This is a genomic window from Sulfuricurvum sp., from assembly GCF_049587615.1.
Lineage (GTDB): Bacteria > Campylobacterota > Campylobacteria > Campylobacterales > Sulfurimonadaceae > Sulfuricurvum.
In genome coordinates this window covers 11,982-38,469 of sequence record NZ_JBAVEF010000013.1, presented here as the reverse complement: position 1 = coordinate 38,469, position 26,488 = coordinate 11,982, and the positions used below count along the sequence as shown (strand labels likewise).

The 26,488-nt window shown below is 44.5% G+C and carries 33 protein-coding genes; 14 read left to right on the top strand and 19 right to left on the bottom strand.

Annotated elements, in window-relative coordinates:
* Positions 1–161: 161 nt before the first annotated feature.
* Positions 162–1,175 carry an agmatine deiminase family protein gene (locus tag WB308_RS01450; RefSeq protein WP_424188276.1) on the bottom strand — a complete coding sequence of 338 codons (1,014 nt, stop codon included), beginning with the start codon at positions 1,173–1,175 and terminating at the stop codon, positions 162–164.
* A 118-nt stretch (positions 1,176–1,293) separates the two neighbouring features.
* On the opposite strand from WB308_RS01450, the gene WB308_RS01445 reads away from it, so the two are divergent.
* Positions 1,294–2,313, top strand: coding sequence for an alanine racemase (locus WB308_RS01445; protein WP_424188274.1), 1,020 nt, complete (start codon positions 1,294–1,296; stop codon positions 2,311–2,313).
* A gap of 1 nt (position 2,314) precedes the next feature.
* Here the strand turns inward: WB308_RS01445 and WB308_RS01440 are convergent, their stop codons facing one another.
* Genes WB308_RS01440 through ribA form a run of 4 tightly spaced genes read right to left on the bottom strand, consistent with a single transcriptional unit; the run spans position 2,315 to position 4,094 of the window.
* Positions 2,315–2,707, bottom strand: coding sequence for a hypothetical protein (locus WB308_RS01440; protein ID WP_424188272.1), 393 nt, complete (start codon positions 2,705–2,707; stop codon positions 2,315–2,317).
* A 3-nt stretch (positions 2,708–2,710) separates the two neighbouring features.
* The gene (locus WB308_RS01435; RefSeq protein ID WP_424188270.1) at positions 2,711–2,917 is read right to left on the bottom strand and encodes a PP0621 family protein; all 207 of its coding nucleotides are present in this window, start codon (positions 2,915–2,917) and stop codon (positions 2,711–2,713) included.
* A 2-nt stretch (positions 2,918–2,919) separates the two neighbouring features.
* Positions 2,920–3,498, bottom strand: a complete 579-nt coding sequence (gene rsmG, locus WB308_RS01430) for a 16S rRNA (guanine(527)-N(7))-methyltransferase RsmG (protein ID WP_424188268.1) — start codon at positions 3,496–3,498, stop codon at positions 2,920–2,922.
* Positions 3,495–4,094 (bottom strand): GTP cyclohydrolase II, encoded by a 600-nt coding sequence (gene ribA, locus WB308_RS01425; RefSeq protein WP_424188266.1) that lies wholly within the window; start codon positions 4,092–4,094, stop codon positions 3,495–3,497. Before ribA ends, rsmG begins: the two co-directional genes overlap by 4 nt.
* A gap of 83 nt (positions 4,095–4,177) precedes the next feature.
* Here ribA and hemB point away from each other — a divergent pair, with 83 nt between their 5' ends.
* The 3 genes from hemB to WB308_RS01410 all read left to right on the top strand — a co-directional run bounded on the left by hemB (position 4,178) and on the right by WB308_RS01410 (position 7,336).
* Entirely contained in the window at positions 4,178–5,143 is a 966-nt protein-coding gene (gene hemB / locus WB308_RS01420) for a porphobilinogen synthase (RefSeq protein ID WP_424188264.1), read from the top strand.
* A 72-nt stretch (positions 5,144–5,215) separates the two neighbouring features.
* Positions 5,216–6,136 carry an ornithine carbamoyltransferase gene (argF, locus tag WB308_RS01415; RefSeq protein WP_424188262.1) on the top strand — a complete coding sequence of 307 codons (921 nt, stop codon included), beginning with the start codon at positions 5,216–5,218 and terminating at the stop codon, positions 6,134–6,136.
* Positions 6,137–6,145: 9 nt separating this feature from the next.
* Positions 6,146–7,336: a multiheme c-type cytochrome gene (locus tag WB308_RS01410; RefSeq protein WP_424188260.1), complete on the top strand. Its 1,191-nt coding sequence runs from the start codon at positions 6,146–6,148 to the stop codon at positions 7,334–7,336.
* Positions 7,337–7,349: 13 nt separating this feature from the next.
* Here the strand turns inward: WB308_RS01410 and WB308_RS01405 are convergent, their stop codons facing one another.
* Positions 7,350–7,553, bottom strand: coding sequence for a hypothetical protein (locus WB308_RS01405; RefSeq protein ID WP_424188258.1), 204 nt, complete (start codon positions 7,551–7,553; stop codon positions 7,350–7,352).
* 324 nt (positions 7,554–7,877) lie between these two features.
* Between WB308_RS01405 and WB308_RS01400 the strand changes: the two genes are divergently transcribed.
* Positions 7,878–9,449, top strand: coding sequence for a DEAD/DEAH box helicase (locus WB308_RS01400; RefSeq protein WP_424188256.1), 1,572 nt, complete (start codon positions 7,878–7,880; stop codon positions 9,447–9,449).
* Here the strand turns inward: WB308_RS01400 and WB308_RS01395 are convergent.
* The 9 genes from WB308_RS01395 to WB308_RS01355 form a co-directional block, all read right to left on the bottom strand.
* Entirely contained in the window at positions 9,420–9,800 is a 381-nt protein-coding gene (locus tag WB308_RS01395) for an HIT family protein (RefSeq protein WP_424188254.1), read from the bottom strand. The genes WB308_RS01400 and WB308_RS01395 overlap by 30 nt on opposite strands.
* 53 nt (positions 9,801–9,853) lie before the next feature.
* Positions 9,854–10,852 (bottom strand): beta-ketoacyl-ACP synthase III, encoded by a 999-nt coding sequence (locus WB308_RS01390; RefSeq protein WP_424188252.1) that lies wholly within the window; start codon positions 10,850–10,852, stop codon positions 9,854–9,856.
* 26 nt (positions 10,853–10,878) lie between these two features.
* Entirely contained in the window at positions 10,879–11,868 is a 990-nt protein-coding gene (plsX, locus tag WB308_RS01385; RefSeq protein WP_424188250.1) for a phosphate acyltransferase PlsX, read from the bottom strand.
* Positions 11,869–11,871: 3 nt separating this feature from the next.
* Entirely contained in the window at positions 11,872–12,021 is a 150-nt protein-coding gene (rpmF, locus tag WB308_RS01380; RefSeq protein ID WP_013461018.1) for a 50S ribosomal protein L32, read from the bottom strand.
* Between the two features lie 100 nt (positions 12,022–12,121).
* A complete protein-coding gene (locus tag WB308_RS01375; protein WP_424188247.1) occupies positions 12,122–12,493 on the bottom strand; it encodes a YceD family protein in 372 nt (123 codons plus the stop codon).
* Between the two features lie 5 nt (positions 12,494–12,498).
* A complete protein-coding gene (gene ndk, locus WB308_RS01370; RefSeq protein ID WP_373022187.1) occupies positions 12,499–12,912 on the bottom strand; it encodes a nucleoside-diphosphate kinase in 414 nt (137 codons plus the stop codon).
* Positions 12,913–13,097: 185 nt separating this feature from the next.
* Positions 13,098–13,382: a 4Fe-4S dicluster domain-containing protein gene (locus tag WB308_RS01365; RefSeq protein ID WP_424188244.1), complete on the bottom strand. Its 285-nt coding sequence runs from the start codon at positions 13,380–13,382 to the stop codon at positions 13,098–13,100.
* Positions 13,383–13,495: 113 nt separating this feature from the next.
* Positions 13,496–14,653: a methionine adenosyltransferase gene (gene metK / locus WB308_RS01360; RefSeq protein WP_424188242.1), complete on the bottom strand. Its 1,158-nt coding sequence runs from the start codon at positions 14,651–14,653 to the stop codon at positions 13,496–13,498.
* 45 nt (positions 14,654–14,698) lie between these two features.
* The gene (locus tag WB308_RS01355; RefSeq protein WP_424188240.1) at positions 14,699–15,154 is read right to left on the bottom strand and encodes a phosphoribosyltransferase; all 456 of its coding nucleotides are present in this window, start codon (positions 15,152–15,154) and stop codon (positions 14,699–14,701) included.
* Positions 15,155–15,304: 150 nt separating this feature from the next.
* On the opposite strand from WB308_RS01355, the gene der reads away from it, so the two are divergent.
* The 3 genes from der (at position 15,305) to WB308_RS01340 (ending at position 18,866) form a co-directional block, all read left to right on the top strand.
* Positions 15,305–16,843, top strand: coding sequence for a ribosome biogenesis GTPase Der (gene der / locus WB308_RS01350; RefSeq protein ID WP_424188238.1), 1,539 nt, complete (start codon positions 15,305–15,307; stop codon positions 16,841–16,843).
* Between the two features lie 232 nt (positions 16,844–17,075).
* Positions 17,076–17,873, top strand: coding sequence for an FRG domain-containing protein (locus WB308_RS01345; RefSeq protein WP_424188236.1), 798 nt, complete (start codon positions 17,076–17,078; stop codon positions 17,871–17,873).
* A gap of 231 nt (positions 17,874–18,104) precedes the next feature.
* Positions 18,105–18,866, top strand: coding sequence for a hypothetical protein (locus WB308_RS01340; RefSeq protein WP_424188234.1), 762 nt, complete (start codon positions 18,105–18,107; stop codon positions 18,864–18,866).
* Between the two features lie 56 nt (positions 18,867–18,922).
* On the opposite strand, the gene WB308_RS01335 is transcribed toward WB308_RS01340, so the two are convergent.
* The 4 genes from WB308_RS01335 to hpf form a co-directional block, all read right to left on the bottom strand.
* A complete protein-coding gene (locus WB308_RS01335; protein WP_424188232.1) occupies positions 18,923–19,201 on the bottom strand; it encodes a GIY-YIG nuclease family protein in 279 nt (92 codons plus the stop codon).
* Positions 19,202–19,384: 183 nt separating this feature from the next.
* Positions 19,385–19,828 (bottom strand): CopD family protein, encoded by a 444-nt coding sequence (locus WB308_RS01330; RefSeq protein WP_424188230.1) that lies wholly within the window; start codon positions 19,826–19,828, stop codon positions 19,385–19,387.
* Between the two features lie 56 nt (positions 19,829–19,884).
* Positions 19,885–20,316, bottom strand: coding sequence for a thioredoxin TrxC (trxC, locus tag WB308_RS01325; RefSeq protein ID WP_424188228.1), 432 nt, complete (start codon positions 20,314–20,316; stop codon positions 19,885–19,887).
* 93 nt (positions 20,317–20,409) lie between these two features.
* The gene (gene hpf, locus WB308_RS01320) at positions 20,410–20,748 is read right to left on the bottom strand and encodes a ribosome hibernation-promoting factor, HPF/YfiA family (RefSeq protein ID WP_424188226.1); all 339 of its coding nucleotides are present in this window, start codon (positions 20,746–20,748) and stop codon (positions 20,410–20,412) included.
* A gap of 105 nt (positions 20,749–20,853) precedes the next feature.
* Here hpf and trpS point away from each other — a divergent pair, with 105 nt between their 5' ends.
* The 6 genes from trpS to ccoS all read left to right on the top strand — a co-directional run bounded on the left by trpS (position 20,854) and on the right by ccoS (position 26,373).
* Entirely contained in the window at positions 20,854–21,819 is a 966-nt protein-coding gene (gene trpS, locus WB308_RS01315; RefSeq protein ID WP_424188224.1) for a tryptophan--tRNA ligase, read from the top strand.
* 156 nt (positions 21,820–21,975) lie between these two features.
* Positions 21,976–22,563: a D-sedoheptulose-7-phosphate isomerase gene (locus WB308_RS01310; RefSeq protein ID WP_424188222.1), complete on the top strand. Its 588-nt coding sequence runs from the start codon at positions 21,976–21,978 to the stop codon at positions 22,561–22,563.
* Positions 22,556–23,059, top strand: a complete 504-nt coding sequence (gene gmhB / locus WB308_RS01305) for a D-glycero-beta-D-manno-heptose 1,7-bisphosphate 7-phosphatase (protein WP_424188220.1) — start codon at positions 22,556–22,558, stop codon at positions 23,057–23,059. Before WB308_RS01310 ends, gmhB begins: the two co-directional genes overlap by 8 nt.
* Complete coding sequence (locus WB308_RS01300; RefSeq protein ID WP_424188218.1) at positions 23,059–23,550, top strand: asparaginase domain-containing protein; 492 nt, start codon at positions 23,059–23,061, stop codon at positions 23,548–23,550. Before gmhB ends, WB308_RS01300 begins: the two co-directional genes overlap by 1 nt.
* Before the next feature lie 101 nt (positions 23,551–23,651).
* The gene (locus WB308_RS01295) at positions 23,652–26,045 is read left to right on the top strand and encodes a heavy metal translocating P-type ATPase (RefSeq protein WP_424188639.1); all 2,394 of its coding nucleotides are present in this window, start codon (positions 23,652–23,654) and stop codon (positions 26,043–26,045) included.
* A gap of 106 nt (positions 26,046–26,151) precedes the next feature.
* Positions 26,152–26,373 carry a cbb3-type cytochrome oxidase assembly protein CcoS gene (gene ccoS / locus WB308_RS01290; RefSeq protein ID WP_424188216.1) on the top strand — a complete coding sequence of 74 codons (222 nt, stop codon included), beginning with the start codon at positions 26,152–26,154 and terminating at the stop codon, positions 26,371–26,373.
* The last annotated feature ends 115 nt before the right edge of the window (positions 26,374–26,488 follow it).

Sequence of the window (26,488 nt, the reverse complement as noted above, 5' to 3'; positions counted from 1 at the left end):
CTTTATATCCTTAAGCAAATATGAAGAATTGTAGGAAAGAAGTGTTACAATAGTGTTAAGTCGGTATAATTCCTTTTATGAAATTAAATGCAAAACAAATAATCGTAACCCTCTTATTATTAGCCGCTTCGGGCTATTTTCTCTATACGGGTTTTTCTATTTTATTCCACCCGTAATCCGACCTCTTCAGGAAACTGCATTGTGACGCAGTGGAGCGATCCGTGCTGGCGGATGAGGACGGAGCAGTCGATCGGGATGATATCACGTCCATGAAACGCTTTTTTACATATTTCGATCGCTTCACTGTCGTGCGGATCGTTATAAACCGGTAATAAGAGAGCACCGTTGATGATCAAAAAATTGGCATAGGTAGCGGGAAGCCGTTCATCGTCATAATAGTGGGGTTGCGTCATTGGTAAAGCAATCAGGTTGAAAGGCTCTCCGTCTGTATCGCGCAGCGCTTGAAGTTCTTCTTCCATTTTTTTCAGGGCATCGTAATGCTCATCGTTTTGATCGTCGCATTTGACATACATAATGGTGTCGGTATCAATAAAACGGGCGAGGGTATCGATGTGGCTGTCGGTGTCGTCTCCTGCAAGATAGCCATGATTTAGCCATAATATTTGTTCCACACCGAAGTGCTTTTTGAGTTCTTTTTCCATCCCTTTTTTATCCAAATGGGGATTGCGGTTGGGATTGAGGAGACATTCGGCCGTTGTGAGAAGCATTCCGGCCCCATTGCTCTCTACTCCTCCCCCTTCTAAAATGAGATCAATCTTCTGCATCGGAGCACCGTAGATTTCAGCAAGTGCACCGCTCATTGCATTATCGCGCGTGGCGTCAAATTTCCCCCCCCAGCCGGTGAAAGTAAAGTCAAGCAGAAACGGCTCATCTTCATCCTCGTCAATTACGCTGAGTGCACTGCAATCGCGTGCCCAGGTGTCGTTACTTTGGTACGCTACAAAAATCAGATTCTCATGAGAGGCAAAATAGCTTTTTACGACATCGATATCATCACACACGATGAGACAGGGTTGATAACGGGCGATGGCGGTAGCGATGTTGACAAAACATCCGCGTGCCTCTTCGAGATAAGGGGCCCAATCACTTTGCGGATGAGGGAAAATGAGTTGGACAAAACTTTGGGGTTCAAATTCGGCAGGGAAATAACGCATTAATTGACCTTGTACTATAATTTTAACATTCTGCTCCGAATGGAGCAAGCTTTAGCGTCTTAGCGGCTAGCGTAGCCAAAGGGATGTATTCTTTTGGCGTTCAAATAGGAAAATAACAATGGCATTGATAAAACTTAGCCGTGAGGCATTGATTCATAATCTTGACATTATCGCACACCAAATCGGTGGAAAAGATAAAATTGCGGTTGTTTTAAAAGATAACGCGTACGGGCATGGTGCCCGGATGATTGCCGAAGCGGCATCTGCATACGGAGTCCGGCAGGCGGTGGTGCGGCTGGAACGGGAAGCTGAAGAAATTGAAAAATTCTTTGAGAATGTCCTGATATTGGGACAAAAACCCGTACAGGTACATCCAAAATTCAGTTATGCGATCAATTCGCTAGAAGAGATTTCCAGATATCCGAATGGAGCGCGCGTTGAGCTTAAAGTGGATACGGGGATGCATCGAAACGGGATTGCTCCCGAACACATCGAAGAGGCGTTCGCGAGAATGGCGAAATACGGATTAATCTGCATCGGTGTGATGAGCCATTTTCGCAGTGCCGATACCCTTAGCTCTGAATGGTTTTGGCAACGACAAACATTTGAGAGCGTCAAACTAAAAGCCTCTGTGTTAGCACAAAAATACGGATGGTCCTTACGTTTCCATATCTCGAATTCTGCCGGAACGTTTCGCTCGTCGGTGTGTTGCGATGATATGGTACGGGTGGGGATTGCCTTGTACGGATGTTTGGAAATGGATGTCAGTCTGCCCCAGCCCGAATTTAAAAGTGTCCTCTCTCTTTGGGGAGACAAAATTTCTACACGGATTCTAAAAGCCGGAGAGCGTGTCGGTTACAACGGTATTTACGAGGCCACTGTCGATGAGGTCGTCAGCACGTATGACCTGGGGTATGCGAACGGATTGGACAGGCTCGCCTCCAACCGTTATGTAACCCCTGAGGGGAAAGCATTGCGAGGACGTATCTCGATGGACAGTGCGAGTTTCGCATGTGATACGGATCAATTGATGATTTTTGATAATGCTAACGAGTATGCCCGCGCTGTCGGGACGATCGGATACGAGATATTAGCGTGCTTGGATAAAGAGTTAAAACGAGAGTGGTTAGATGAATAACCTACGAAGAAATCTTAATAAGATTATCGGCAAAAATTGCGCCATCCAACCGCATCTCGATCAAATCTTCTAGATCGTCCGTCTTCTCAAGGTATCCTAATACTTTTGCATCAAAGAGGTAATGCTCCGCTACTTTTTGGATCGCTTCACCGTGTTTGGGGAGAACAATAAAGTAAGATGCCCCCAAGTTTTCCCCGATAACAGCATCGGTCGGTGTTTCGATATGAAGTGCAAAGCGGATGCCGTTTTGGCGAAGATGCTCGATGATATCGAGATTTTCAGGGGTAAAAAAGAGGGCTACGACGGAGTTGGCCGGAGTATGCCGGATCGCTTCGATCGCATCAATATGGTAAAACGGTGCAGAGGGGACGTAAGGGTGACCGAATAACAACATGGACTAAGCCTCCAGACATTCGCGTGAACAATAGTATTTGCCATCACGCATCAATGCTTCTTTGACTTGTACGTAGGTATCGCATTTTGCACAGGGTATCATCGCTTCCTCTTGTGAATTATCCGAAGAGGGCGGGGTGAGCTTTTTTTTCTTGAAAAAAAGAAAATAAGCACCGACCAACACTCCGATCAATAGTAATATTTTTAACATGGTTATCTCTTTATAAGCAAATAATGGCGTTTTTCTGCTTCAATAATTTTATAATCAAGTGTTTCATCGATTTCATCATACACTTTTTCCCCTTTGTAAAAGAGCAAAAGGGTCCCTTCGGCACAAAATGGTTTTGAAAGTTTTAAGAGCATTTCGGTATCGGTAACAGCGCGCGAAGTGATGAGATCATAAGGCTCACTGGGGAGCTGTTCTGCTCTGAGTGCTTTGACTTCGACGTTTTTGAGTCCCAAATCGGCTTTTACGAACTGTAAAAAGCTGGCTCGCTTGGAGAGAGGTTCGACAAGGGTAAAATGCGTTTGCGGCATGGCAATCGCCAAAATCATCCCCGGAAATCCTGCACCCGTTCCGATATCCATCGCTTTTCTGACGGGAGGGAGAAAAGTGACGGGCATTACCGCATCAATGATAAACTGATCGATTTGTTGGAGGGTCTTTGCTCCGGTGAGGTTGTGGATTTTATTCCATTTTTCAAGCAGTGTTTTGTACTGTTGAATTTTTTTACCGAAATCTTCCGGAACGGTGACGTTATGCTGTGATAAAAGTTGTTCCAGATGGCTCATAGGTCATGCCCCATTTGTTCTTTTTTGACGCGCAGATATCCCTCATTATGAGGATTCGGATCGATAATTACAGGGACGCGTTCGGTAATTTCGACGTTTAACCCCTCTACGACATTCACTTTGGCGGGGTTGTTGGTCAGAAGACGGATTTTTATAAGACCGAAATCGGAAAATATTTCACCTACGACGTCATAGGTACGTTGATCGGGAGCAAATCCAAGCTCAACGTTGGCTTCAATCGTATTGCGTCCTTGATCTTGAAGGCAGTAGGCATTGATTTTATTGAGAAGGCCGATATTACGCCCTTCCTGACGATGGTAAATGACCAACCCCCCCTCCTGTGCGATCAGTTTGAGGGCTTTGTGCAACTGATTGTTGCAATCACATTTAATACTGCCGAAAGTATCGCCGGTAAGACACTCTGAGTGGATCCGAACCAGAGGAGATTCTTGAAGCTCAAAATGTTCGGTAAAGATGGCCAAATGTTCTTGAATCCCCTCTTTATAGACACGGATTTTAAAATGGCCGTATTTACTGGGGAGATTGGCAATGGATGATTTTTCAAAAAGTGGTGTTTGTGTTTTCATTACTGCCATTATAATCGGTGTTTCTAAAAAATGGATTATTAAACTAAGTGGCGATACAATCCATCTACTATTTTGCAACTGGAGTCACATTTATGGAGCGTTTTCGCCGCACCCGCCTCAATTCCCAACTGCGTTCATTGGTCCGTGAAACCCACGTGAGCGTGAACGATTTCATTTATCCGCTGTTTGTGAGACCGGGAGAGGGGATAAAAACCGAAGTATCTTCGATGCCGGGTGTTTATCAGATGAGTCTGGATGAGATTTTAAAAGAGTGTGAATTGCTTCAATCGATCGGAATTCGTTCGATTATTCTCTTTGGTATCCCCGAAGTGAAAGATTCGGTCGGTTCGGATGCGCTGTGCGATCACGGGATCATTGCGACGGCAGTTCGTGCTATTAAGCGCGCCTATCCGAAAATGTTCGTGGTGACAGACCTTTGTTTCTGCGAATACACTGATCACGGGCATTGCGGTATTCTGGATCATGTCCATGAAACAGTGGATAACGATCTAACTCTCGGAATTTCGGCACAGCAGGCCTTGGTGCATGCCCGTGCAGGGGCTGATTTGATTGCACCTTCGGGAATGATGGACGGGATTATTACGACGTTGCGTGATGCCCTTGATGGCGGCGGATACGTCAATTTGCCGATTATGAGTTATTCGACCAAATTTGCGAGCGGTTATTACGGGCCGTTTCGGGATGTCGCCGAATCGGTACCGAGCTTTGGAGACCGTTCAACCTATCAGATGGATCCGGCTAACCGACGCGAAGCAATTCGTGAGAGCTTGGCGGATGAAGCTCAGGGAGCCGATATCTTGATGGTAAAACCGGCATTGGCGTATCTGGATATTATCCGCGACATTCGCGAAGCCTCATCCCTTCCCCTCGCGGTCTACAACGTCAGCGGCGAATACGCGATGCTCAAACACGCCGGAGCGGCAGGACTCATTGATTATAACCGTGTCATGATGGAAACAATGATCGGATTTAAGCGTGCCGGTGCCGATATCATCATCAGTTACCATGCCAAGGAAGTAGCCGCATTGCTCGCGTGATTTGAATGCTGAGGCAGAATTGTTAATGAATTTTTTTTATGATATGATTGTTTTTTGTATCGAAGGAACACCGTGAGACACTTTTTAACGTTGAAAGATTATTCGAAAGAAGAGATCTTAGAAATTTTGGATCTTGGATTAAAAATTAAAAAAGAGATCAAAGCCAAAGAATTCAAACCCCGTTTGGCGAACCAAACACTGGCAATGATTTTTGAAAAGAGTTCTACCCGTACCCGTGTCAGTTTTGAAGTGGGGATGTATCAGCTCGGCGGTCATGCATTGTTTCTCTCAAACCGTGATATCCATCTCGGACGGGGCGAACCGGTTAAAGATACGGCACGTGTGATCTCTTCAATGTGCGATATGGTCATGATCCGAACCTATGAGCAAGCGATGCTTGAAGAGTTTGCTCTTCATTCGAAAGTTCCTGTGATCAACGGACTGAGTGATACCTATCATCCGGTACAGCTCTTGGCCGATTATATGACGATGATGGAGTGCGGCAAAGATAAAAATCCGATTGTCGCCTATGTCGGTGACGGTAATAACATGACCCATTCATGGTTAATGCTCGCCTCTAAACTCGGATTTGAACTCCGTGTTGCGACACCAAAAGGGTATGAGTGTGATCCTGCGGTAATCGCCGATGCCCTTGCTTTTGCGGAACAAAGCGGTGCTAAAATCACCTTTACCCATGAACCCAAAGAAGCGGTTGTCGGGGCTAATGTTGTTACGACGGACACGTGGATCTCTATGGGGCAGGAAGACGAAAAAGCACTCCGTATCCAAGCGTTTAACGGGTATATCGTTGATGAAGCATTGATGGCACTGGCGCGTGAAGATGCAATCTTTTTGCACTGCCTTCCGGCCTATCGCGGGGTTGAAGTCAGCGAAGCGGTTCTTGATGGAGAGCAGAGTGTTATTTTCGAAGAGGCAGAAAACCGTCTGCATGCACAAAAAGGGTTAATGGTTTGGTTAGATAATCATCGATAAGGAGTACCAATGCGTTTCGTATGGCTGTTAACACTTGTAGGCTTGAACCTTTATGCTGCGAATGCGGTTCAGGTTGGAGATAAGTTTAAAGATTCGGGTAAATGCAAGGCCTGTCACAGCCATATTGTAAAGCAATGGGAAGAGTCGTGGCACGCGAAGTCGCATTATGAGAATGATGAATATTTCCAAAAAACGATTGATTATGTCGCCCGTAAAAACAATCGAAAATCGCTCAATAGCGTCAAAATTGAGTGCGCCGCGTGTCATAATCCCCGCATATCGGTAACTTCTACCAACAGCGAATACGAAGCGATTGCCGCATTAAAACTCGATAAAGATTCAGCCGCTACCCAGGCTCTTAAAAGTGATGGAATTTCGGAAGGGATCAATTGTGTGGTTTGTCATAATATTGATCAAATTCACGATACGCTTCCGGATAGCAAACGGGGTATCCATCGTGTCAGTTGGATGAAATCGGGTATTATGAGTGGCCCTTATGCCGATGCCAAGTCGCCGTATCATAAAGTCGAACAACGTGATTTTATGGATACCAATCCCAATCAGCTCTGTTTTGTCTGCCATGCCAACGATACGTCGGAGGAAGGGCACCGTTTTACGAACATGCAGGCCGAATTCAAAACAGGGGGAAAGCAGTGTGTCGATTGTCATATGGGACCGCGTAAAGAGGGGGTTGCCGCGACACTGCGCGATGCCAAGGGGCAGCAGCATAAACGGTTAATCCGTTCGCATGGCTTTATCGGGGCACATACGGAGGGGATGTGGCAGGGGGCATTAAACGTGGATGTACGCAAAGGGACGCGTACGCTTGACGTGACCCTTACCAATCCTCAACCTCATGCTTTGCCAAGCGGATTCGGCTCACGCGAAATTTTGATTGAAGCACAGTATGTGAGCGGTGGGAAGGTGATCAAAACCGAAGCCCTTTCGCTAACCTCAAAATTTTTAAGCAAGAGGGGTAAACCGACCATTCCCCATTTGGCGGAAAAAACGGTGAGCAGCGTTGCGATCCCGGCATTTGGCTCAAAAACCTTTGCAATACCTTTGGTTGCAGGTTCGGATGGAGCAACGATCGTCGTTTCGTATCGATTGGTAAATGATGAAGTACGGGAATTATTGGATTTGAAAGATCCGATTTGGTCGAAGAAGATGGTGATTAAAAAATTAAATCTAAAATTGTAAGGGGCTGTGCCCCTTAATTCATCTCAACTTTGATAATGAGATCATTCCCCTCTTCAACGATTGAAAAATTGTGTTTTTTGCAGAATGTTTCATTCATCTCTTCGGTCCAATCTTTGGCTTCGATCATTGCATCGTCTTTGTTATCAAACGTTTTGATACTTTTCATCCCGCTTCGTTTGAAACAGCCGCACTCTTTTTCCATTTTCACATTGAACATAATTTGACTCCTTGAATGTACTATCGATTTTTTGGAAGTATAGTTCTAAAAGTTTAAAAAAATCAGACAAAATAGAAACGATTTGAAACTAAAGGTTATCTTTATCTTTAGGTAAAGTGCAGTTGTCAGTCTATTTTATAAAAAATTCAGCTATAATTCCGTTTGAATTTTGGGTACCTTCTAAAGAGATTGGTAAATCTTTTTCAAAGGTGCCCTCGCGGATGAGAATCCAACTTATCCTCATAAAATTTCTCTCCCCCATGAGTGGGCAAGCGTAACTGGCCGGAAATAGGTTTTCCGGTGGCGTATATACAAAGGTAAATTATGAACGTAATAGAAGAAGCAATCACAGACGAAAACTTGGTAACATTTGAATCTTTCGGTCTCAGAAAAGAGATCATGCAAAGTATCAATTATGCCGGTTTTAAAACACCAAGCCCGATTCAACAAATGGTTATTCCTGTTATTATGGAAGGACGTGACGTTGTAGGACAAGCACATACCGGTACCGGTAAAACAGCTGCTTTCGGTCTTCCTGCACTGAATAAAATGCATTTAAAAGGGGGGATCGAAACCCTCATTATTACCCCAACGCGTGAATTGGCCAACCAGGTCAGTGACGAAATTTTCAAGTACGGTAAGCACTTGGGTGTACGTACCGTAACGATTTACGGCGGATCATCGTACAACCGTCAAATGGATTTGATCGAGCGCGGTGCGCAAGTGATCATTGCCACTCCGGGACGTTTGCTTGATATGTTGAGCCGTAATATGCTCAAAGGATTCACTCCGTCAACGGTTATTTTAGACGAAGCGGACGAAATGCTCGATATGGGCTTTTTGGACGATATCAATGAGATTTTCAGCTATTTGCCGACAGAGCGTCAAACTCTTTTGTTTTCTGCGACGATGCCGGCTCCGATCAAACAATTGGCAGAGCGTATTTTGGTTAATCCATTTTTTGCGTCGATTACCAAATCGGAAACGACCAATACCGACATCACACAGCAATATTATGTGATTGAAGAATCGGAACGCGATGATGCAATTATCCGTTTGATGGATGCGGAAGATGCGAAAAAAACGGTTGTCTTCTGCCGAACTAAAAAAGAGGTTGATCGTCTCTCTAATGTTCTCTCTGCAGCTGGATATTCGGCAAAAGGGCTTCATGGCGACATGGAACAACGTCAGCGCGAAAGTGTTATCAAAGGGCTTAAAACGGATGCAGTTGATGTATTGATCGCGACAGACGTTGCGGCGCGCGGATTGCATATTGATGATGTTACTCACGTTTTCAACTACCATATTCCGTTTGACCCGGAAAGTTATGTCCACCGTATCGGACGTACAGGACGTGCGGGTAAAAAAGGGGTAGCGATTACCCTGGTAACTCCATTGGAGTTTAAAGAACTTCAGCGTATCCGTGCCAAAGTCGGTACAACAATGGAACACGCGTATATTCCAAGTAAATTGGATGTTAAAGAGGCTCAAGTCAGCCGTTTGGTTAACGAAATCGAAAAACAGCATGTGTATGATGAAGCCCATAAGGTACTTGATTTGTTGAAGCAAGATTATGACCAAGAGCAAATTGCGTACAAATTGATTTCTGTATTGATGGAACGCAACACAGTTCAAGGGCCGAATAATATCGGTATCGCAGCAGAACGTTTAGAAAAAATTCTCAGCAATTTGGCAAACCGACACGATCGCGGCGGTCAACGCAGCGGTGGATTTAACCGTAACCGCAGTGGTGGAAACCGAAGCGGTGGAGGTGGATACCGAGGCAGTAATGATCGTAGCGGAGGCGGAGAACGCGGCGGAAGCGATCGTGGAGATCGTTCACGTAGTTTTAGCGGCGGTAATCGCTCAACGAGTAGTAGCAAGCCTAGAAGCTAATTTAACTCGTAACTCCTCTATAAACGGCTCCATCGGAGCTGTTTCTCTTCTTCCTTCTCTTTGTTTTAACCCCCACATTGGTTCGGGAAAATAGCTGTCATTTTCAAATCGTGCCATTATATGCCAATGAACGCGCGGTAACATATTCCCAAATGAGGCAATATTGATTTTATCCGGCTTGAAGTAGAGCAACATCTGTTTTTCGATAATGTCTAAACATTCCCAAATAATTTCTTTCTCTTCACGCGAACACTGCGAAAATTCTTTATGGGGTGCATGCGTAAAAATTTTTAGCCAGGGAATTTCGCTGGTGTGGATTTCGATATAAATAAGGGGATTGGAAAAAAGCATAGCAAACCTTTAAATAAGTCTGCTATTGTAACGAGAGTTAAATAAAGGGGATTTTAGCGTCCCGATCCTGCGAACGGTACGAGGGCACTTCCCCACGTTAAACCGCCGCCGAATGCATCCAGAAGCATTAAATCACCTTGTTGCAATCTTCCCGATTCATAGATGTCGTTAATGGCCATCGGAATCGATGCACCGGAGGTATTACCGTATTTTTCGACCGTTAAAACAACCTGTTCTTCTTTGAGATCAAGTGCATCCCCCACCGCTTTGATAATGCGGTAGTTTGCTTGATGGGGGACGAAATGGGTAATGGCGGAAGAGGGAATATTATTTTGTTCCAAAATTTCGACCACATCATTAGTGAGGGTGCGTACGGCCACTTTAAACGTTTCATTCCCTTTCATCCGCATAAAGCACCCTGCGCTCTCGCGGTCAAGTTCATCGTGGGCTGAACCGCTTCCGCCATTGGGTGTCATCAGCAAATCAGCATAGGAACCATCCGAACCGGTATGGATATCAATGATCGCTTCGGATTTATCTTCCGTAGCACTGATAATGGCAGCACCTGCCCCGTCACCGAAGAGGATACAAGTACCGCGATCGGTATAATCGGTAATGGTACTGAGTCTTTCCGCCCCGACGATAAGGATATTTTTTTTCATTCCCGACTCAATAAAGGCTTTGGCAACACTCAGGGCATAGACAAATCCGGTGCACGCAGCGGAGACGTCAAATGCGGTGATTTTGTTTAAACCGAGTTTCGTAGCAATAATCGTAGCGGTAGAGGGCATACAAAAATAGTCGGGTGAGATGGTTGCGCAGATAAGCATATCAATATCTTCTTTGGCAAGACCGGAGCGCTTAATGGCAAGTTCTGAAGCTTTTACCCCCATATCACTGGTGGTTTCATCCGCAGCAGCAATATGACGTTCTTTGATCCCTGTGCGCTTGGTAATCCACTCATCGCTTGTATCTACGAGTGTTTCCAGCTCGGCATTGGTGAGGATTTTAGAAGGAACATAAGCTCCGATGGAACGAAACGCAGCGTACATAGTTAGCCTTTATAAGGGATCGAAGTTTATTTTTTAAGCTCTTCGAGACGGTTTTCAATATGCTCGTTAACTCCGGTATTAACGTACCGGATAGCTTGAAAAATCGCATTTTTAATTGCTTTTGGATTGCTTTTACCGTGACTGACGATGGCACACCCTTTGATACCAATTAAGGGTGCTCCCCCGATTTCAGCGTAATCAATCTCTTTTTTCAAAAGTTTGAAGACTTTACGCATAAGCAGCGCACCGGTGATCGCGATAGGTGATTTTCGGATGTATTGTTTTATGAAAAAACTGATCGTTGATGCAACCCCCTCGGATGCTTTGAGAACCAAATTACCGATAAAGCCGTCACATACGATAACATCACAACTGCCGTCAAAGATATTGTTACCTTCAACATTACCGATAAACCCTTTTTGCCCTTCGAGCATTTTGAAGGCCTCTTTCGTGACTTCATTCCCTTTGGAATCTTCTTCACCGTTGGCGAGCAGACCTACGCGTGGATCACTTAGTTTGAACATATCCTGGGCATAGTAATATCCCATGATTCCAAATTGAAAAAGGTGCTCCGCTTTACAGTCGACATTGGCACCGGCATCCATCAGGATACTCCGTTTTCCGCTTTTAGTAGGCATTGAAGTTACTAGGGCAGGACGAAGAACATGCTTTAACCGACCAAGGCGAAGCGTAGCAAGACTCATCGTGGCACCGCTGTGCCCGGCGCTGACAACGCCGTCAGCTTGCCCTTCACGGACAAGTTCTATCGCTTTGTAGATGGAGCTCTCTTTGCGCTTGAGCGCATCAGTAGCCGCGTCACCCATATCAATGACATCATCCGCTTCGACAATTAAAATTTTATCTTTATAGCCCTTAGGTAATAAAGATAAAATCTCATCTTTTTTACCAACTAGAATTGGTTGAAAACTCTTTTCTTTGAGTGCTTCAAGTGTCCCTTTAACAATCGGTTCGGGACCGAAGTCCCCGCCCATTGCATCAATTGCAATTCTAATCATTGATTATTTATACTCACCGGTTGTCGGATTGACGTAGTGAGACAATTTGTACGTGCCGTCTTTGTCTTTGACTGGACGAGCAAGAGAAATTTTATAGTGAGTTCTGCGTTTTGCTGCGCGAGAATGACTCACTCTTCTTTTAGGTACTGCCATAGTATTTATCCCTTTCTATTTAAATTTAAACACCGAAGGAATTCATCCCCTCGATTTCGTTAACACTGGGTTTCCTTCGATAGGATCTCCAGCTTCGCGATCAGAATTCTCGATCTAGTGAGGTTCCTTCGCAGTTTTTGCAACAAAAATAGTCGCTTTTGATCAGTTCGATTTCTGATTTGAGAAGTTCATCCAAATCAACCATCGAGTTGTCGATTTCGACGACATCCAACTCATCGTCGTTGCCCTCGAATATCCCATCACTAAGATAAAACGTAATCTCTTCATTTAAAGAGCGTTCTACTTCTTCGGCACATAGGTCACAAGGAATCGAAATGCTCCCCGTAATTGTACCGTTTAATTGGGCAAGATTGCTTTTTTTAAGGATGATGTCACCCGAAAAAAAAGTATTGTCACTATTTGCCTCAAAATGAAGCGGTTGTGATCCCAATTTTTTAAATGCTATTTTCATTGCAGTTACGAAATTTCGCGGCCTGAAAAGAAAAATGCGATTTCATTTTTAGCATTTTCAACTGAATCACTTCCGTGAACCGCGTTAGCATCGATGTTTTCAGCGAAATCAGCACGGATGGTTCCCGCCTCTGCTTCTTTAGGGTTAGTTGCACCCATCAAATCACGGTTTCTTTGAACAGCGTTTTCGCCTTCAAGAACGGTGATAACAACCGGACCACTTACCATAAAATCAACAAGGTCGTTGAAGAAAGGGCGAGCAGCGTGTACTGCGTAGAATGCTTCAGCGTCTTGACGGCTAAGCTGAACTTTTTTGGTAGCTGCGATTTTAAGACCATCAGTCTCAAAACGATCCAAAATTTTCCCAATGACACCTTTTGCTACGGCGTCAGGCTTGATGATTGACAACGTTTGTTCCATCAATGCTCCTGTTTTGTGTGTAAAAAATAGAACGGGATTATAGCGAAACAATAATTTAAGTAATATTAAAGATGTGAGGAGAAGAAAAGATAGTGTAGAAATGTGTCCCAAAGGGACAAATTTTAGTGCTCTGTGCAGCTAAGCGTAGCCAAAGGAATAAAATTCCTTTGGCATTTTGAATAAAATTAATTTACGACGTTCGCTTTAGAAGAACGCATTTCAGCACTGATATCATCGCGATGAGCAGGGCTTGCACCGATTTCATCCCAAGTAATACAACCCTCTGTTGGACAAGCTGTTGCACATGCAGGCTCATCATGGTGACCAACACACTCGACACATTTGTCAGCGTAAACGTAATAGATCTCTTCACCCGTTGGGTTATCGTCCTCGTCGACGATCGCTTCTACCGGACACTCGTCGATGCAAGCGCCGCAGTTAATACAGGTATCATTAATGACTACTGCCATAGGGTTCTCCTTGGTTGATAAATATGAGGTAACTATAACAGAAGAATTTTAAACCCACCTAAAAAATAAGGTGGGTGAATGAAGATTATTTGGAGAGTGTTACAGAAAGCGATTTATAGTCCGAGATAGGCTTTGATTGCGTCCACTTTGTCTGTTTTTTCCCATGTAAAATCGTCAATCTCACGCCCGAAATGGCCATAAGCAGCTGTCTGGCGATAGATAGGACGGAGGAGATTGAGTGATTCGATGATACCTCTTGGGGTAAGATCAAAAAGCTCTTTAACGCAACTTTCGATTTTCTCTTCCGCAACGACGGCCGTACCGTGCGTATTGACCATGATTGAGATCGGCTTGACGACTCCGATGGCGTATGCCACTTGAATCGTAGCACGATCACATGCCCCGGATGCAACGAGATTTTTGGCCACATACCGAGCTGCATATGCGGCTGAACGGTCTACTTTGGTAGGGTCTTTTCCGCTGAATGCCCCGCCGCCGTGAGGACAGCTTCCGCCGTACGTATCGACGATGATTTTACGTCCGGTCAATCCTGCATCTCCTTGAGGTCCGCCGATGACGAATTTTCCGGTCGGGTTGATGTGATAGACGATATTCGGACTCATCAACTCTTCGGGGATAACGTGTCGAATGACTTCGGAGATAACATCGGCATGGAGTTTTTCCTGAGAAATTTCAGGGGCATGTTGGGTAGAGACGACAACCGTTTCAACGGAAACCGGTTTGTCATCGACATAGCGGACACTGACTTGTGCTTTTCCGTCCGGGCGTAAATAAGGGATAATCCCCTCTTTGCGTACTTGAGCCAAACGTTCGGTAATACGGTGGGCCAAATGGATCGGAAGGGGCATTAAGACATCGGTTTCTCGGCACGCGTAACCGAACATTAACCCTTGGTCTCCTGCACCGATTTCCCCCCCCTCTTGGTCTACCCCTTGATTGATGTCTGGGGATTGTTCGCCGATTCCGTTTAAAACAGCGCATGAACGGTAATCAAAACCATAGGTGGCATCGGTGTACCCGATCTCACGGACGACTTGGCGTGCAATCTCCTGCATAGGAGCATACGCAGTCGTTTTAAGTTCACCGGCGATGACACAAAATCCGTTGGATACGAGCGTTTCACACGCTACACGCGCTTTCGGATCGTCTTGGATAATGTAATCCAAGATTGCGTCGCTGATCTGATCGGCCATCTTATCCGGATGTCCCTCGGTAACCGATTCAGAGGTAAAAATATATTCTTTAGGCATTTAAGTCCTTGGGTAAAATTTTCAAAATTTTTGTGGTTGGGCGGATTATAGCAAATTGCTTTTTAAGAAATCTCTTTCCCAAAAAAAGTCGATCCAGTCCGTAGCTTCATGTAAGGAAAAATCGGGTTGGATAAGAGCTGTCTGTTTGGTGAAAAGGGTTGCGATTTTAAACTCGCAATGGGAATTTTCCAGACGCAGTATCGGCATAAGAGAGGCCAATGTCTGGCCGCTGTCAACGATATCATCGACTACGATAACGCGTGTTGAAAGCGAAAGATCGCATTGCCCGGAAATGGTGAGGAGATCGCGCTGCGTGTCTCCATCGTAGCTTTCTGCGCGGATGCTTTGGAGATTACGGATGTCCAAAGCCATCGCCAAGGCGTGGGCAAGGGTCATTCCCCCCCGGGCAACGGCGATGATGGTATCCGCTTCAAAGGGTTCGCACCGTTTTCGTAACTCTTGAAGATCGTTTTTAAAGTGTTCATATTTATAAGCTATCATTTTGAAATCATACCCTAAGTGCAACTACGCTATAATTAAAAATCAATTAAAGCGCAGTTGGAGCGGAGCGGGAAATTTTCCCCAAATGACGCAATGTCTGCGCATCCATTCGAATTTTAAATTCCGAATGGTGTAAAAAATAGGAAGTCTATGAAAAAATTAGCGATTATCGGTCGTCCGAATGTCGGAAAAAGTTCTCTTTTTAACCGTTTGCTCAAACAGCGTGATGCAATCACCTCTGAGCAGGCCGGGACGACACGTGATGTCAAAAAACGTGTTGCCGTAGTGGTGGACAAAGAAGTGGAGATTCTCGATACGGGAGGACTTGATGAGGGGTGTGAACTCTTCGACCGGATCAAAGAAAAATCATTAAAAGCGGCGCATGAAGCCGATATCATCCTCTTTATGGTGGACGGTAAAAGTCTCCCTGAAGAGGATGATAAAAAGCTCTTTTACGAACTCGAAGCGATGGGAAAAGCAATCGCATTGGTTGTAAACAAAATCGATAACGATAAGATGCAGGAAAAACTGTGGGAATATTACGAGTTCGGCACCGATCGAATTTTCGGTATTTCCGTCGCGCATAACCGTTCGGTCTTGCCGCTGCTCAACTGGATCGCTTCGGAACTTCCTGAATCGTCCATCGTGAAAGCGGAAAGTGATATTGCCGTAGGTGAAGATGAACTGGACGGTTTTGATGCCGCTATGAGGGCATCGGCGGATGATGAAGAATTCGATGAGGACGAGGATGAGGACGACGGGTTCTTTATTCCTGAAGAGGATGATGAAGAGGAGGAAACGTCGATCGAAGTGCTCGAAGAGGCGTATCGCGGAATCGTCAAAGAGTACGAAGCGGGTGATGTCAATCAAATGAAAGTGGCGATCATCGGACGTGTTAATGTCGGGAAAAGCTCCCTGCTCAATGCACTCCTCGGTGAAGATCGCTCGGTTGTCAGCTCGGTAGCGGGGACAACGATTGATCCTATCGATGAGACGGTTGAGTATGCGGATAAAAAAATCACCTTTATCGATACGGCGGGGATTCGCAAACGGGGGAAAATTCTCGGAATCGAAAAATATGCTCTAATGCGTACCGAAGAGATGTTAGAGACGGCAGATATCGCGTTGCTCGTACTTGATGCGTCACAGCCGTTTATGGATCTGGATGAGAAGATTGCAGGATTTGTCGATAAAAACCGTCTTGCGTGTTTGATCGTCCTCAACAAATGGGACATGGCACCGCGAGAGGACTATGACAAAATTATCGCTGAAGTACGGGATCGTTTTAAATTTCTCAGCTATGCTCCGATCATCACGATTTCAGCACAGAGCAAGCAGCGGGTTCACAAGATTTTTGATATGTTACTCAAAATCAATGAGAACTATTCACAGCGTATTCCGACGGCAAAACTTAATGAAGTCATCCAAGCGGCGATGCGCAAACATATTCTTCCGAGTATCAACGGGATGAATATCCGCCTCTATTTCGCGACGCAGTATGATATCCGTCCGCCGCGTATTGCCCTCATTATGAACAAACCGCAAGGGCTCCATTTCAGTTATCGCCGATATTTGACGAATCAGTTACGAGAGCAGTTTGATTTTGAAGGGACTCCGGTCCTTTTCAAAGCGAAAGCAAAAAATCAGAAGAAAAAACCGCAGCCGCATAAAACTCGGTCGATGTGGTAATTTTTCACTCCTTTATAATTTTCCCGTTCGCCCTGAGCTTGTCGAAGGGTGAATATTTAATAAAAGTTCATGGTTCGACAAGCTCACCACGAACGGGTACCTTCTTCGTCATTCCCGACTTGATCGGGAATCTAGATTCTTGTATAAATAAAAAATATACGTTTTAAACTTCCAAATTTTTTGCGATATAATTGTTAAAAATTGATGAATTTACAAAAGACAAAGAGGTTTAATGTCATCTGAAGATTGTTGGAAAGAATCTGAAAAAGATATAGGTTTTTTTGAATATGAGCTTGATTCTTGGGAGTGTTTTGGGGAATTTATCAATAAAATAATGCTTCAATATACTAATTATATTTATCGTGGTCATGGAGATGAACGCTGGAAATTAGAGCCAACTGTTGATAGAATCGTTGGTGATTCATCTTCATATATAAGAGAAGAACATTTAACAAGATTTAAATATGAGACAAGATCTCGTCGCGGTAATAACCCACCTGAGTTAAAAGATGATAATGATTGGTGGGCATTAGGGCAACACCATGGACTTCTTACACCGTTATTGGATTGGACCCAGTCGCCCTTTGTAGCTTTGTTTTTTGCGGTCTCCACAGCCTTAAAGGAAAAAACAAAAAAATGCTCTGTTTATGCGCTATGGCAAGGTGGAGTAAATATTATTAATGAAAATATAAAAGAAAGTGATAAAATAGAAAATATTAATAATCGTAAGCCTACAGTAAAAATTTTCCGGCCATTAAGTGATGAAAATAATCGACTTGTTAATCAAAGAGGTCTTTTTACAAGAGGTCCGAATAATATGACATTAGAAGAATGGGTTCCAAAATTTAGTCAGAATATAGAAAGGATAAATAATTTAATGATATTAATAAAAATTACTATACCATCTAATGATTTAGAAAACTGTTTACGATATTTAAACAGAATGAATATTAATGATTCAACGCTGTTCCCAGATTTAACTGGTGCCTCAATACATTGTAATAATTATTTGAGTATTAATAATTATTGATCTCTTGATTGCTCTTGAGATGAGTATTTTTCCCGTTCTTAGTGAGCCTATTGAACCGTGAACTCTATTTCCGTTTACCCTTCGACAAGCTCAGGGTGAACGGATACATTCTCCGTCATTCCTGACTTGATCGGGAATCCAGCTTGTTAAATCACAAAATTTTATATTTTAACTTTAGGGTATAATTCAGAGGATTAGAATATTTTTTGGAAAAGTGAATGTTGGTAAAAGATGTCTGTTAGTGCTGTAAAAATTAAAGTTACCATTGCACAACCATTTGTAATAGCCGGTACACCATTTACTATTACGACTATTATAGAAAATGCACATGAGGAGACTATTGATATTCTTGAATTTTGGTATCACATTCCCTATCAAATGCAATGGATTCATGATGAAAAATACTATGCTGAATTTGGGAAAATGGAAGGAATACCTTGGTATAAAAAAATAATTCAGTCATCTCCTTGGAAAAAAACTATGCAACCTCCAGGACAAAGTATGTTTTATGGGAATACACAATCACCAGATCAAGCTGTTTTTTCTGTTTTATCTGGAGAATCAACAAGTTATTCATTCAATGCAATTGTAACAAAATGGTTATTTATCTCAGGAAGCGAACTTGTTTTTCCAGGACGTGTCAAATATCGCTATAAGGGAATGATCCATTATGCACCCTTTGAAGTTAATCTTATTTTACGCCCACCCTTATTAGCAAATAGTTTGGGTGCACTTAGTGGTTCAATATTGGGTAATATTGCACGAAGTCTTAAGGATCAAGGGGCGATTTTTTTACAAAATATAACAATTCAATTTGTAGCTACAAGTGTGCTTGCTTCCATACTTGCCATTATTGCAGTTGTGTATTCATCTCGTCGTAGTAGCGAAGCACAACCAATTTTGACAGTTGAAGACTTTTTTGGAGGGCTAATTGTAGGTTTTATGATTGGTTATTTAGGTAATAGTTTTTTTCAAAAGGTAGTTCCTCTATAAAATATTCTTTATTCCCGTTCGCCCTGAGCCTGTCGAAGGGTGAACGGAAATCAAACTCAGGACTTAGCCAGCCTCGATACTTCATCCCAATCCCCTCGAATCATCGCTTCTTTCTTTTTACGGCTCCACCCTTTTATCTGTTGTTCTGATGCTAAAGCTTCTTCACGAGTAGGAAATTCTTGTGAGAAAACGAAAGTGAGAGGGCGACGTTTGAAGGTATAACAGCTTGGTATTGCACCACTGATATGTTCAGCGAGACGTTTTTCAAGATTATCGGTGTGACCTGTGTAGTAACTGTTGTCGGAGCAGTGGAGAATGTAGACGTGAAAAGGCATGATAAAATCCTTCATTATTCCGTTCGCCCTGAGCCTGTCGAAGGGAGAATATTTATAAGGGGATGTTCATGGTTCGACAGGCTCACCACGAACGGAAAATACACTTTTACTCTGTTTACCCTTACATACCTCATAGGGCATGTGAGCTCAGGGCGAACGGAGATACATCACGAATGGAGAAGGTTAAAACGGTTTTACGATAACGAGGGCGACAATCCCGATCAGTAAAAGGGTCGGTACTTCATTATACATACGAAAAAACTTCCCGCTTTTATATGCTGTGTTCTCTTTGAGTTTTAGACGATAATGTCCAAGTGAATAGAAATAGGCAATTAAGATAGCGACGAGTGTCAGTTTTGCATGCATCCATCCCCCCATTTTAAAGACATTCATTCCGTAATGTGCTGTTGACATCATAATCAATGCCGTACCGGAGAGAAGTGTTGCCCAAAACGCGGGGACACCGATGTATTTATAAATTTTCATCTCCATAACTTCCACCACCTCAAGGAATCCCTGATTGGTACCGTTTTCGACATGGTAAACGAAAAGGCGGGGAAGATAAAAAAGTACCGCGAACCACGATACCATTGAGATAATGTGAAACCAAAGCATCCAACTGTACATGTATTAAGTCCTCTACCTAAAAAATTAGCGTTAGATTACCCGAAAAAGATTAATAACTACAGGTGCTTTTTAACCCATGCGATAATTTGAGGAGCGCTCAAAGCTCCGCTGAACTGATCGATGATTCGGTTATTTTTAAAGGCGATGACGGTAGGGATGGAGCGGATAGAGAAACGTGCACCCAGTTGCTGGAGCTCTTCGGTATTGATTTTGATAAATTGTGCTTTGAGGGGGAAACTTCGTGCCGCTTCTTCGAAAGAGGGGGCCATACTTCGGCACGGTCCGCACCACGGTGCCCAGAAATCGGCGATTATAAGACGCTGGTCATTGAGGATGATTTGATCAAAACTCTCGCTAGTAACGGACAGAGGTTTCGTTTCGAGCAGGGAAGCTTTGCAGTGACCGCAGGCAGCTTTTAGATAAGAGTCTTTGACCGGTATAGCATTAACACCCCCGCAGTGGGGGCAAACGACATTAATTTTAGACATTAAAACCTCCAAAATCTGCCCCTCTACGGGCAAGCTTTAGTGCCATAGCGGCGAGCGTAGCCTAAGGGATGAATATTCTCCTTAGGCGTTCTATTAAATAGCTTCTTCTTCGATGACTTCCATATCGCGGATGGATGAGGTATGGTGATCTTTCATTTTGTCATGGAGGCGGCGAAGGGCTTTGTTGGCACGATCAATTGCCAAATCGATTGCGGTATCGAGATCTTCATCGGTATCGTTAATAACGACTGGCTGAGCATGCGCGATGTGCATATCAAATTCGACTCCGACCCCGTTTTTTTCTTTGGTGATCATGACGTTAACGGTTGTGATATCAAGATGAAAACGTTTAAAGTTTTCGATAGCGGTTGCAATGTGATCATTTAAGTGTTGAGTAAGTTTGATTTCTTTTGAGCGAATTTGTACATTCATGGTAAATCCTTTTTGGTTGAACTGTGGAAAAATATAACACATTTTTTCTTAATACGAAGCTTAAGAGAGGTTGCGGTAAAATTATTGGTATTCAAGGAGATTATTTTGAGAGTATTAACCGGTATTCAGCCATCAGGTGATTTACATATTGGAAACTATTTCGGTTCGATCAAGGCAATGATCGAATCGCAAAACGATCATGAGGTATTTGCGTTTATCGCCAATTATCACGCGATGAGCTCACTGAGTGACGGAGAACGTCTCTCAAAACTCACCATGCAGGCAGCGACGGACTTTTTGGCGCTGGGGATGGATCCTCAGAAAAGCACTTTTTGGGTACAGTCGGATGTTAAAGAGGTATTGGAACTTTACTGGGTACTCTCAGGTTTTACCCCTATGGGGCTGTTGGAGAGAGCCCACAGCTACAAAGACAAAGTGGCCAAAGGGATTGCGAGCAATCACAGCCTTTTCTCTTATCCCGTCCTCATGGCGGCGGATATTTTGCTTTTCGGTTCAGAGGTGATTCCGGTCGGAAAAGATCAGATACAGCACGTTGAGATTGCCCGTGATATCGCGGTGAAATTCAATAATCAATACGGCGATATTTTTGTTCTGCCGGAGTTTCGTGTGGATGAGAACGTCGCAACCGTACCGGGGATCGACGGGCAGAAAATGTCTAAAAGTTACGGTAATACGATCCCGATTTTCAGTGAAGAGAAGATTCAGTCTAAAATCATCAAAAAGATTGTGACCGAAGCGGTACCAATGGAAGAGCCAAAAGAGTATGAAGGGTGTAATGTGTATAACATTGCTAAACTCTTTTTGGATTATGAAGAGTGTGCGGCGTTGCAAGATCGGTATAAGCGTGGCGGCGAGGGGCACGGGCACTTCAAACTCTATACGCATGATGTCATCTGGGAATATTTTCGCCCGTATCGTGAGCGACGCGAATACTTTGAAACGCATCAGGACGAAGTACGGGAGATTTTGAATCTCGGTGCGGCAAAAGCGAGTGCAGCAGCATCTGAAACAATGGAGAAAGTTCGTTCGGTTACTGGGATTAGATATTAATGGAGTTTTCTTTCGTCATTCCCGCGAAAGCGGGCATTGTGCCCCCTGCGGGTAAATCCAGCTTCTCTTTTTTGGGATGGATCCCCGGGGCATACCCTATAGGGCACGTGAGCTCGAGGATGACGGGGAAATGATATTAGCTATTAAAGGAAACAAATGAAAAACTATGTTATGAAACAAATTGCCGATTCTGCGGCAACAAAACAAGCAATTTTAGAGAATGAGAGCCTTTTAAATACGATTGTAGCCGTTGCCGAAGCGTGTGTCGAAGTCTACCGAAAAGGGAAAAAAACGATGTTGGCCGGTAACGGCGGATCGGCTGCCGATGCACAGCACATTGCGGCGGAGTTGGTGGGACGTTACGGATTTGACCGTCCCTCAATCCCCTCATTGGCACTGACGACCGATACGTCGAATCTCACGGCAATCGGGAACGATTACGGATATGACAAAGTCTTCTCCCGTCAACTCGAGGGGATGGCTCAGGAGGGGGACCTCTTTATAGGAATCTCCACATCGGGAAATTCGCAAAATATTATCAACGCGTTCGAATCGGCGAAGGACAGAGGGGTAACGACGGTCGCTCTCGTCGGACGTGACGGTGGAAAAATGGCCGCGATGGCCGATTATGCGATAATCATCCCTTCCAATGCAACGCCGCGTATCCAAGAATCCCATATTCTGATCGGACATATTCTCTGCGATATCATCGAAAAAGAACTTTTCGGAGGCGGAGTTGCGTAAAGCACTCTTTCTCGACCGTGATGGTGTTGTGAATGTCGAGAAAAATTATCTCCATAAGATCGAAGAGTTTGAGCTCATGGACGGTATTATCGATGTGTGCCGTGCGTACCAAGATCAAGGGTGTCTCATCATCATCGTCACGAACCAATCGGGTATTTCACGGGGCTATTATACGGAAGAGGATTTTGCCCTTTTGAGTGAATGGATGGTGAAACATTTCAAAGAACTCGGAATTACCATCACCCGTATCTATCATTGCCCTCATCATGAGAGTATCGACGGTGCATGTGAGTGCCGCAAGCCGGAACCGGGGATGCTTTTAGAGGCTCAGAGAGAGTATGACTTGGATATGGAGCATTCGGTAATGATTGGGGACAACGAGCGTGATATCGAAGCTTCTCTCAAAGCGGGTGTCGGAATAAACATCCTTCTCTCATCCGAAGCTACCGATTCACAAGCAAATCGAATTATCCATTCTCTGCGGGAGTTGCTTTAATGCGTATCATTAACACGGGCGGTACTTTTAATAAACGGTACGATCCGATCAAGGGGGAATTATTCGTCCCTAATGATAACCATGCGATTGAAGCGATACTGAAATCATTAGTGATCGATATTCCTCTCCAAGGGGTTATCTATAAAGACTCTTTGGAGATGGATAATCATGATCGTGCATTGTTGGGACAAACGATCATGCTCTCTGATGAAAAAACCATTATTATTATCCATGGAACCGATACGATGGATCTGAGTGCAGCATACGTTTCAAGTTTGGCATTGGATAAGGTGATTGTTTTTACGGGAGCTATGATCCCCTTTAGTATTGATCCCATAGAGGCGACGGCAAATCTCTCAATGGCAATCGGGTATGCACAAGGGGCCAAAAACGGTGTTTATATCGTGATACAAGGGGTCATGGGAAATTTTGAGCACGTGAAAAAAAATAAGTCTCTTGGCAGATTTGAAAGGGGAGTAAATGTTTTATAAATCTCAAAAAACTCAGTTTTTTGTAGCTTTAGGGGGTTGCAAGGGACAACTTTTTCCCTGCCACTGGGCTTTGCTCATAGAGTGTGTGGCATTAAATGAATATGTCTAAGGTCAAATGCGATCACTGTCATCTGGAGTTTAGCGATTCGGTGATGATCCATGACGGAGAGTACCGCTTTTGCTGTAACGGATGCCGCGGGATTTTTCATCTTCTTAAAGATGAGGGACTGGAGAGCTTTTATTCCAAAATGGGGGATACGACCCTCTCTCCTCCTACTGAGCAGTTCGAAGCGAGTTCCAATTTTGACACCCCTGCTTTTAGCGAGCGTTTTGTAACGACCACCAAAGAGGGGCTGTCTCAAGTTTCCTTAGTAATCGAGGGGATCCATTGTGCGGCGTGTGTGTGGCTGAACGAAAAAGCGCTCCACAAAATGGAGGGCGTCATCGAAGCGCATATCAACTATACGAATAATAAAGCCCGCATCACGTGGGATCCTAATACGGTGAAGCTCTCTGCCATCATCGATATGATCCGTGCCATCGGGTACAATGCATTTCCGTATGACGCCTCGCTCCAAGAAGTGCGTGCGAACAAAGAGCGTAAAGAATATTATCTGCGGATGGCGGTTGCGACCTTTGCGACGATGAACATGATGTGGATTGCCGTGGCCCAATATGCGGGGTATTTCACCGGAATCACTCAAGATATCAAGACGATTTTAAATATCGCCGAATGGTTTTTGGCAACCCCCGTACTCTTTTACAGCGGATGGGTTTTTTACCGCGGAGCCTATTATGGGTTGAGAAACCGCTCGGTAACGATGGATTTGCTGGTCGTTACGGGATCGAGTCTGGCGTATCTCTACTCCATCTATATTACCGTGTTCGAAAAAGGGGAAGCGTATTTCGATTCGGTCGCGATGATTATCACTTTTGTCCTCTTCGGAAAGTTTCTCGAAGTCCTCAGTCGCAAAAATGCCGCCGATACTCTTGATATTATCGGCAAACATATTCCGCGCGAAGTGAGTATTTCCGAGGGGGATAGTATCCGATCTGTTGATGTAAATGAGGTCAAAGTCGGGGATGTGATCGTCATCCGAAGCGGAGAGCGCTCCGCAATCGACGGTGAGGTGATCTCCGGAGAGGGGAGTTTTGATGAAAGCAATCTAACCGGAGAATCGGAGCCGATTTTCAAACGTATCGGTGATAAAATTATCAGCGGAACGACGAGTATCGACGCGCTGATCCATTACCGGGCAACCAAAGATTTTGCCCACTCGACCCTCTCCAATCTTGTCAACTTACTCGAGAATGCAATGGCGCAAAAACCCTCAATCGAGCAGTTGGCGAACCGGCTCTCTCAACATTTTTCTTCAACGATCCTCTTTTTGGCTATTGCGACCTTTTGGGCATGGTTTTTTTGGCCGCACAGTTTTGATCGCTCTTTGATGGTAGGGATTTCGGTTATTATTATTGCCTGCCCGTGTGCGCTGGCATTGGCGACTCCGGTGGCGACATTGGTGGGATTAGCGCTGGGAGCTTCTCGGGGGATCCTCTTTAAATCGGCCGCGCAGATTGAGACGATGGCGTCGTCGACGATGGTGGTACTCGATAAAACGGGAACGATCACCCAAGGGAGACCGGAAGTCGTTTATTCTATGATTCATCATGCATTTGATGCGCGTGCCTTGTACACGCTCGTCTCCTCTTCAAAACATCCGATTAGCCGAGGGGTGATGGAGTATTTGGAACGGACCGAAGAGGGGATTGACTCGATCAGCATCGAAGAGGCACGTGAAATTCCCGCCCGCGGTATGGTCGGACGCTTGAATGGAGTGATGATTGCCGGAGGGAATGCTCTGCTCATGCAAGAACTTGGGATTGAGGTGGACTCTTCAAGTGATAAAAGCCTTTTTTATTATGCAGTCAATAATGAATTGGCGGCACGATATGAGTTGCGTGATCTCCCAAAAGAGCGTGCGCGTGAATCGATTGAGCTACTCAAAAAGCTGAATCTTCGTGTCGTAATGCTCACGGGCGATCATGAGGCGGCAGCACTCAGAGTAGCGAACGAAGTGGGGATTGATGAAGTCTATTCTCATCTTACCCCCGAGGGAAAAGCGGCATTTATTGAGCAAGCCCACAGTGAGGGGCATGTTGTTGTGATGGCGGGAGACGGAGTGAACGATCTGTTGGCGTTAGCGGCTTCGGATATTGCTATCGCGATGGGGAACGGGAGCGATATTGCGATTGAGGTGAGTGATGTGGTATTGATGAACGATTCACTGACCTCATTGGCTGAAGCATTCAGCATCAGCCGAAAAACCTATGGGCTTATCAAACAAAACCTCGGAATTTCACTGGTGTATAACTCAATTACGATTCCTCTGGCGATGATGGGGTATGTTATTCCGCTGATTGCGGCGATATCGATGTCGTTCAGTTCGTTGCTCGTTGTCGGAAATTCGATGCGGGTACGCTGGATGTATAAATAAAAAGATAAAATTGTAAGTGCGGTTTACTGCACGCGGGCTCTCTGCCGAAGAGAACCCAGTGTTAACGTAACCAAAGGGATGTATTCCTTTGGTGTATAAAAGGAATATGATGGATTCTTGGGTTGTGGCAATGATGCTTGGGGCATCTCTCGTTTTGGGAGGGATTGCATTGATCGCATTTTTATGGGGAATCAAAAACGGTCAGTTTGATGATGAGACAAAAATGATGAATCAGGTTTTGTACGATGATGAGGTTGAACTCAATGATGCGGCAAATCAGCAGCGTAAACGAGAAGAGTTGAAAAAGAAAGCGTATAAACCGGAATAATTTAGAGAATAGTAGAAGAAAAAGCGAGGTTAGCTCTCCGCTGAGGACATTGTGCCCCCTGCGGGTAGAACCCAGCTAGCGCAGCCAAAGGGATGAGAACCCCTTCTTTAGCGTT

Bases quoted from the DNA above. Each gene is read 5' to 3' on its own strand.
- WB308_RS01450 (WP_424188276.1), bottom strand. From the start codon at position 1,175: ATGCGTTATTTCCCTGCCGAATTTGAACCCCAAAGTTTTGTCCAACTC.
- WB308_RS01445 (WP_424188274.1), top strand. From the start codon at position 1,294: ATGGCATTGATAAAACTTAGCCGTGAGGCATTGATTCATAATCTTGAC.
- WB308_RS01440 (WP_424188272.1), bottom strand. From the start codon at position 2,707: ATGTTGTTATTCGGTCACCCTTACGTCCCCTCTGCACCGTTTTACCAT.
- WB308_RS01435 (WP_424188270.1), bottom strand. From the start codon at position 2,917: ATGTTAAAAATATTACTATTGATCGGAGTGTTGGTCGGTGCTTATTTT.
- rsmG (WP_424188268.1), bottom strand. From the start codon at position 3,498: ATGAGCCATCTGGAACAACTTTTATCACAGCATAACGTCACCGTTCCG.
- ribA (WP_424188266.1), bottom strand. From the start codon at position 4,094: ATGGCAGTAATGAAAACACAAACACCACTTTTTGAAAAATCATCCATT.
- hemB (WP_424188264.1), top strand. From the start codon at position 4,178: ATGGAGCGTTTTCGCCGCACCCGCCTCAATTCCCAACTGCGTTCATTG.
- WB308_RS01410 (WP_424188260.1), top strand. From the start codon at position 6,146: ATGCGTTTCGTATGGCTGTTAACACTTGTAGGCTTGAACCTTTATGCT.
- WB308_RS01405 (WP_424188258.1), bottom strand. From the start codon at position 7,553: ATGTTCAATGTGAAAATGGAAAAAGAGTGCGGCTGTTTCAAACGAAGC.
- WB308_RS01400 (WP_424188256.1), top strand. From the start codon at position 7,878: ATGAACGTAATAGAAGAAGCAATCACAGACGAAAACTTGGTAACATTT.
- WB308_RS01395 (WP_424188254.1), bottom strand. From the start codon at position 9,800: ATGCTTTTTTCCAATCCCCTTATTTATATCGAAATCCACACCAGCGAA.
- WB308_RS01390 (WP_424188252.1), bottom strand. From the start codon at position 10,852: ATGTACGCTGCGTTTCGTTCCATCGGAGCTTATGTTCCTTCTAAAATC.
- plsX (WP_424188250.1), bottom strand. From the start codon at position 11,868: ATGATTAGAATTGCAATTGATGCAATGGGCGGGGACTTCGGTCCCGAA.
- rpmF (WP_013461018.1), bottom strand. From the start codon at position 12,021: ATGGCAGTACCTAAAAGAAGAGTGAGTCATTCTCGCGCAGCAAAACGC.
- WB308_RS01375 (WP_424188247.1), bottom strand. From the start codon at position 12,493: ATGAAAATAGCATTTAAAAAATTGGGATCACAACCGCTTCATTTTGAG.
- ndk (WP_373022187.1), bottom strand. From the start codon at position 12,912: ATGGAACAAACGTTGTCAATCATCAAGCCTGACGCCGTAGCAAAAGGT.
- WB308_RS01365 (WP_424188244.1), bottom strand. From the start codon at position 13,382: ATGGCAGTAGTCATTAATGATACCTGTATTAACTGCGGCGCTTGCATC.
- metK (WP_424188242.1), bottom strand. From the start codon at position 14,653: ATGCCTAAAGAATATATTTTTACCTCTGAATCGGTTACCGAGGGACAT.
- WB308_RS01355 (WP_424188240.1), bottom strand. From the start codon at position 15,154: ATGATAGCTTATAAATATGAACACTTTAAAAACGATCTTCAAGAGTTA.
- der (WP_424188238.1), top strand. From the start codon at position 15,305: ATGAAAAAATTAGCGATTATCGGTCGTCCGAATGTCGGAAAAAGTTCT.
- WB308_RS01345 (WP_424188236.1), top strand. From the start codon at position 17,076: ATGTCATCTGAAGATTGTTGGAAAGAATCTGAAAAAGATATAGGTTTT.
- WB308_RS01340 (WP_424188234.1), top strand. From the start codon at position 18,105: ATGTCTGTTAGTGCTGTAAAAATTAAAGTTACCATTGCACAACCATTT.
- WB308_RS01335 (WP_424188232.1), bottom strand. From the start codon at position 19,201: ATGCCTTTTCACGTCTACATTCTCCACTGCTCCGACAACAGTTACTAC.
- WB308_RS01330 (WP_424188230.1), bottom strand. From the start codon at position 19,828: ATGTACAGTTGGATGCTTTGGTTTCACATTATCTCAATGGTATCGTGG.
- trxC (WP_424188228.1), bottom strand. From the start codon at position 20,316: ATGTCTAAAATTAATGTCGTTTGCCCCCACTGCGGGGGTGTTAATGCT.
- hpf (WP_424188226.1), bottom strand. From the start codon at position 20,748: ATGAATGTACAAATTCGCTCAAAAGAAATCAAACTTACTCAACACTTA.
- WB308_RS01310 (WP_424188222.1), top strand. From the start codon at position 21,976: ATGAAAAACTATGTTATGAAACAAATTGCCGATTCTGCGGCAACAAAA.
- WB308_RS01300 (WP_424188218.1), top strand. From the start codon at position 23,059: ATGCGTATCATTAACACGGGCGGTACTTTTAATAAACGGTACGATCCG.
- WB308_RS01295 (WP_424188639.1), top strand. From the start codon at position 23,652: ATGTCTAAGGTCAAATGCGATCACTGTCATCTGGAGTTTAGCGATTCG.
- ccoS (WP_424188216.1), top strand. From the start codon at position 26,152: ATGATGGATTCTTGGGTTGTGGCAATGATGCTTGGGGCATCTCTCGTT.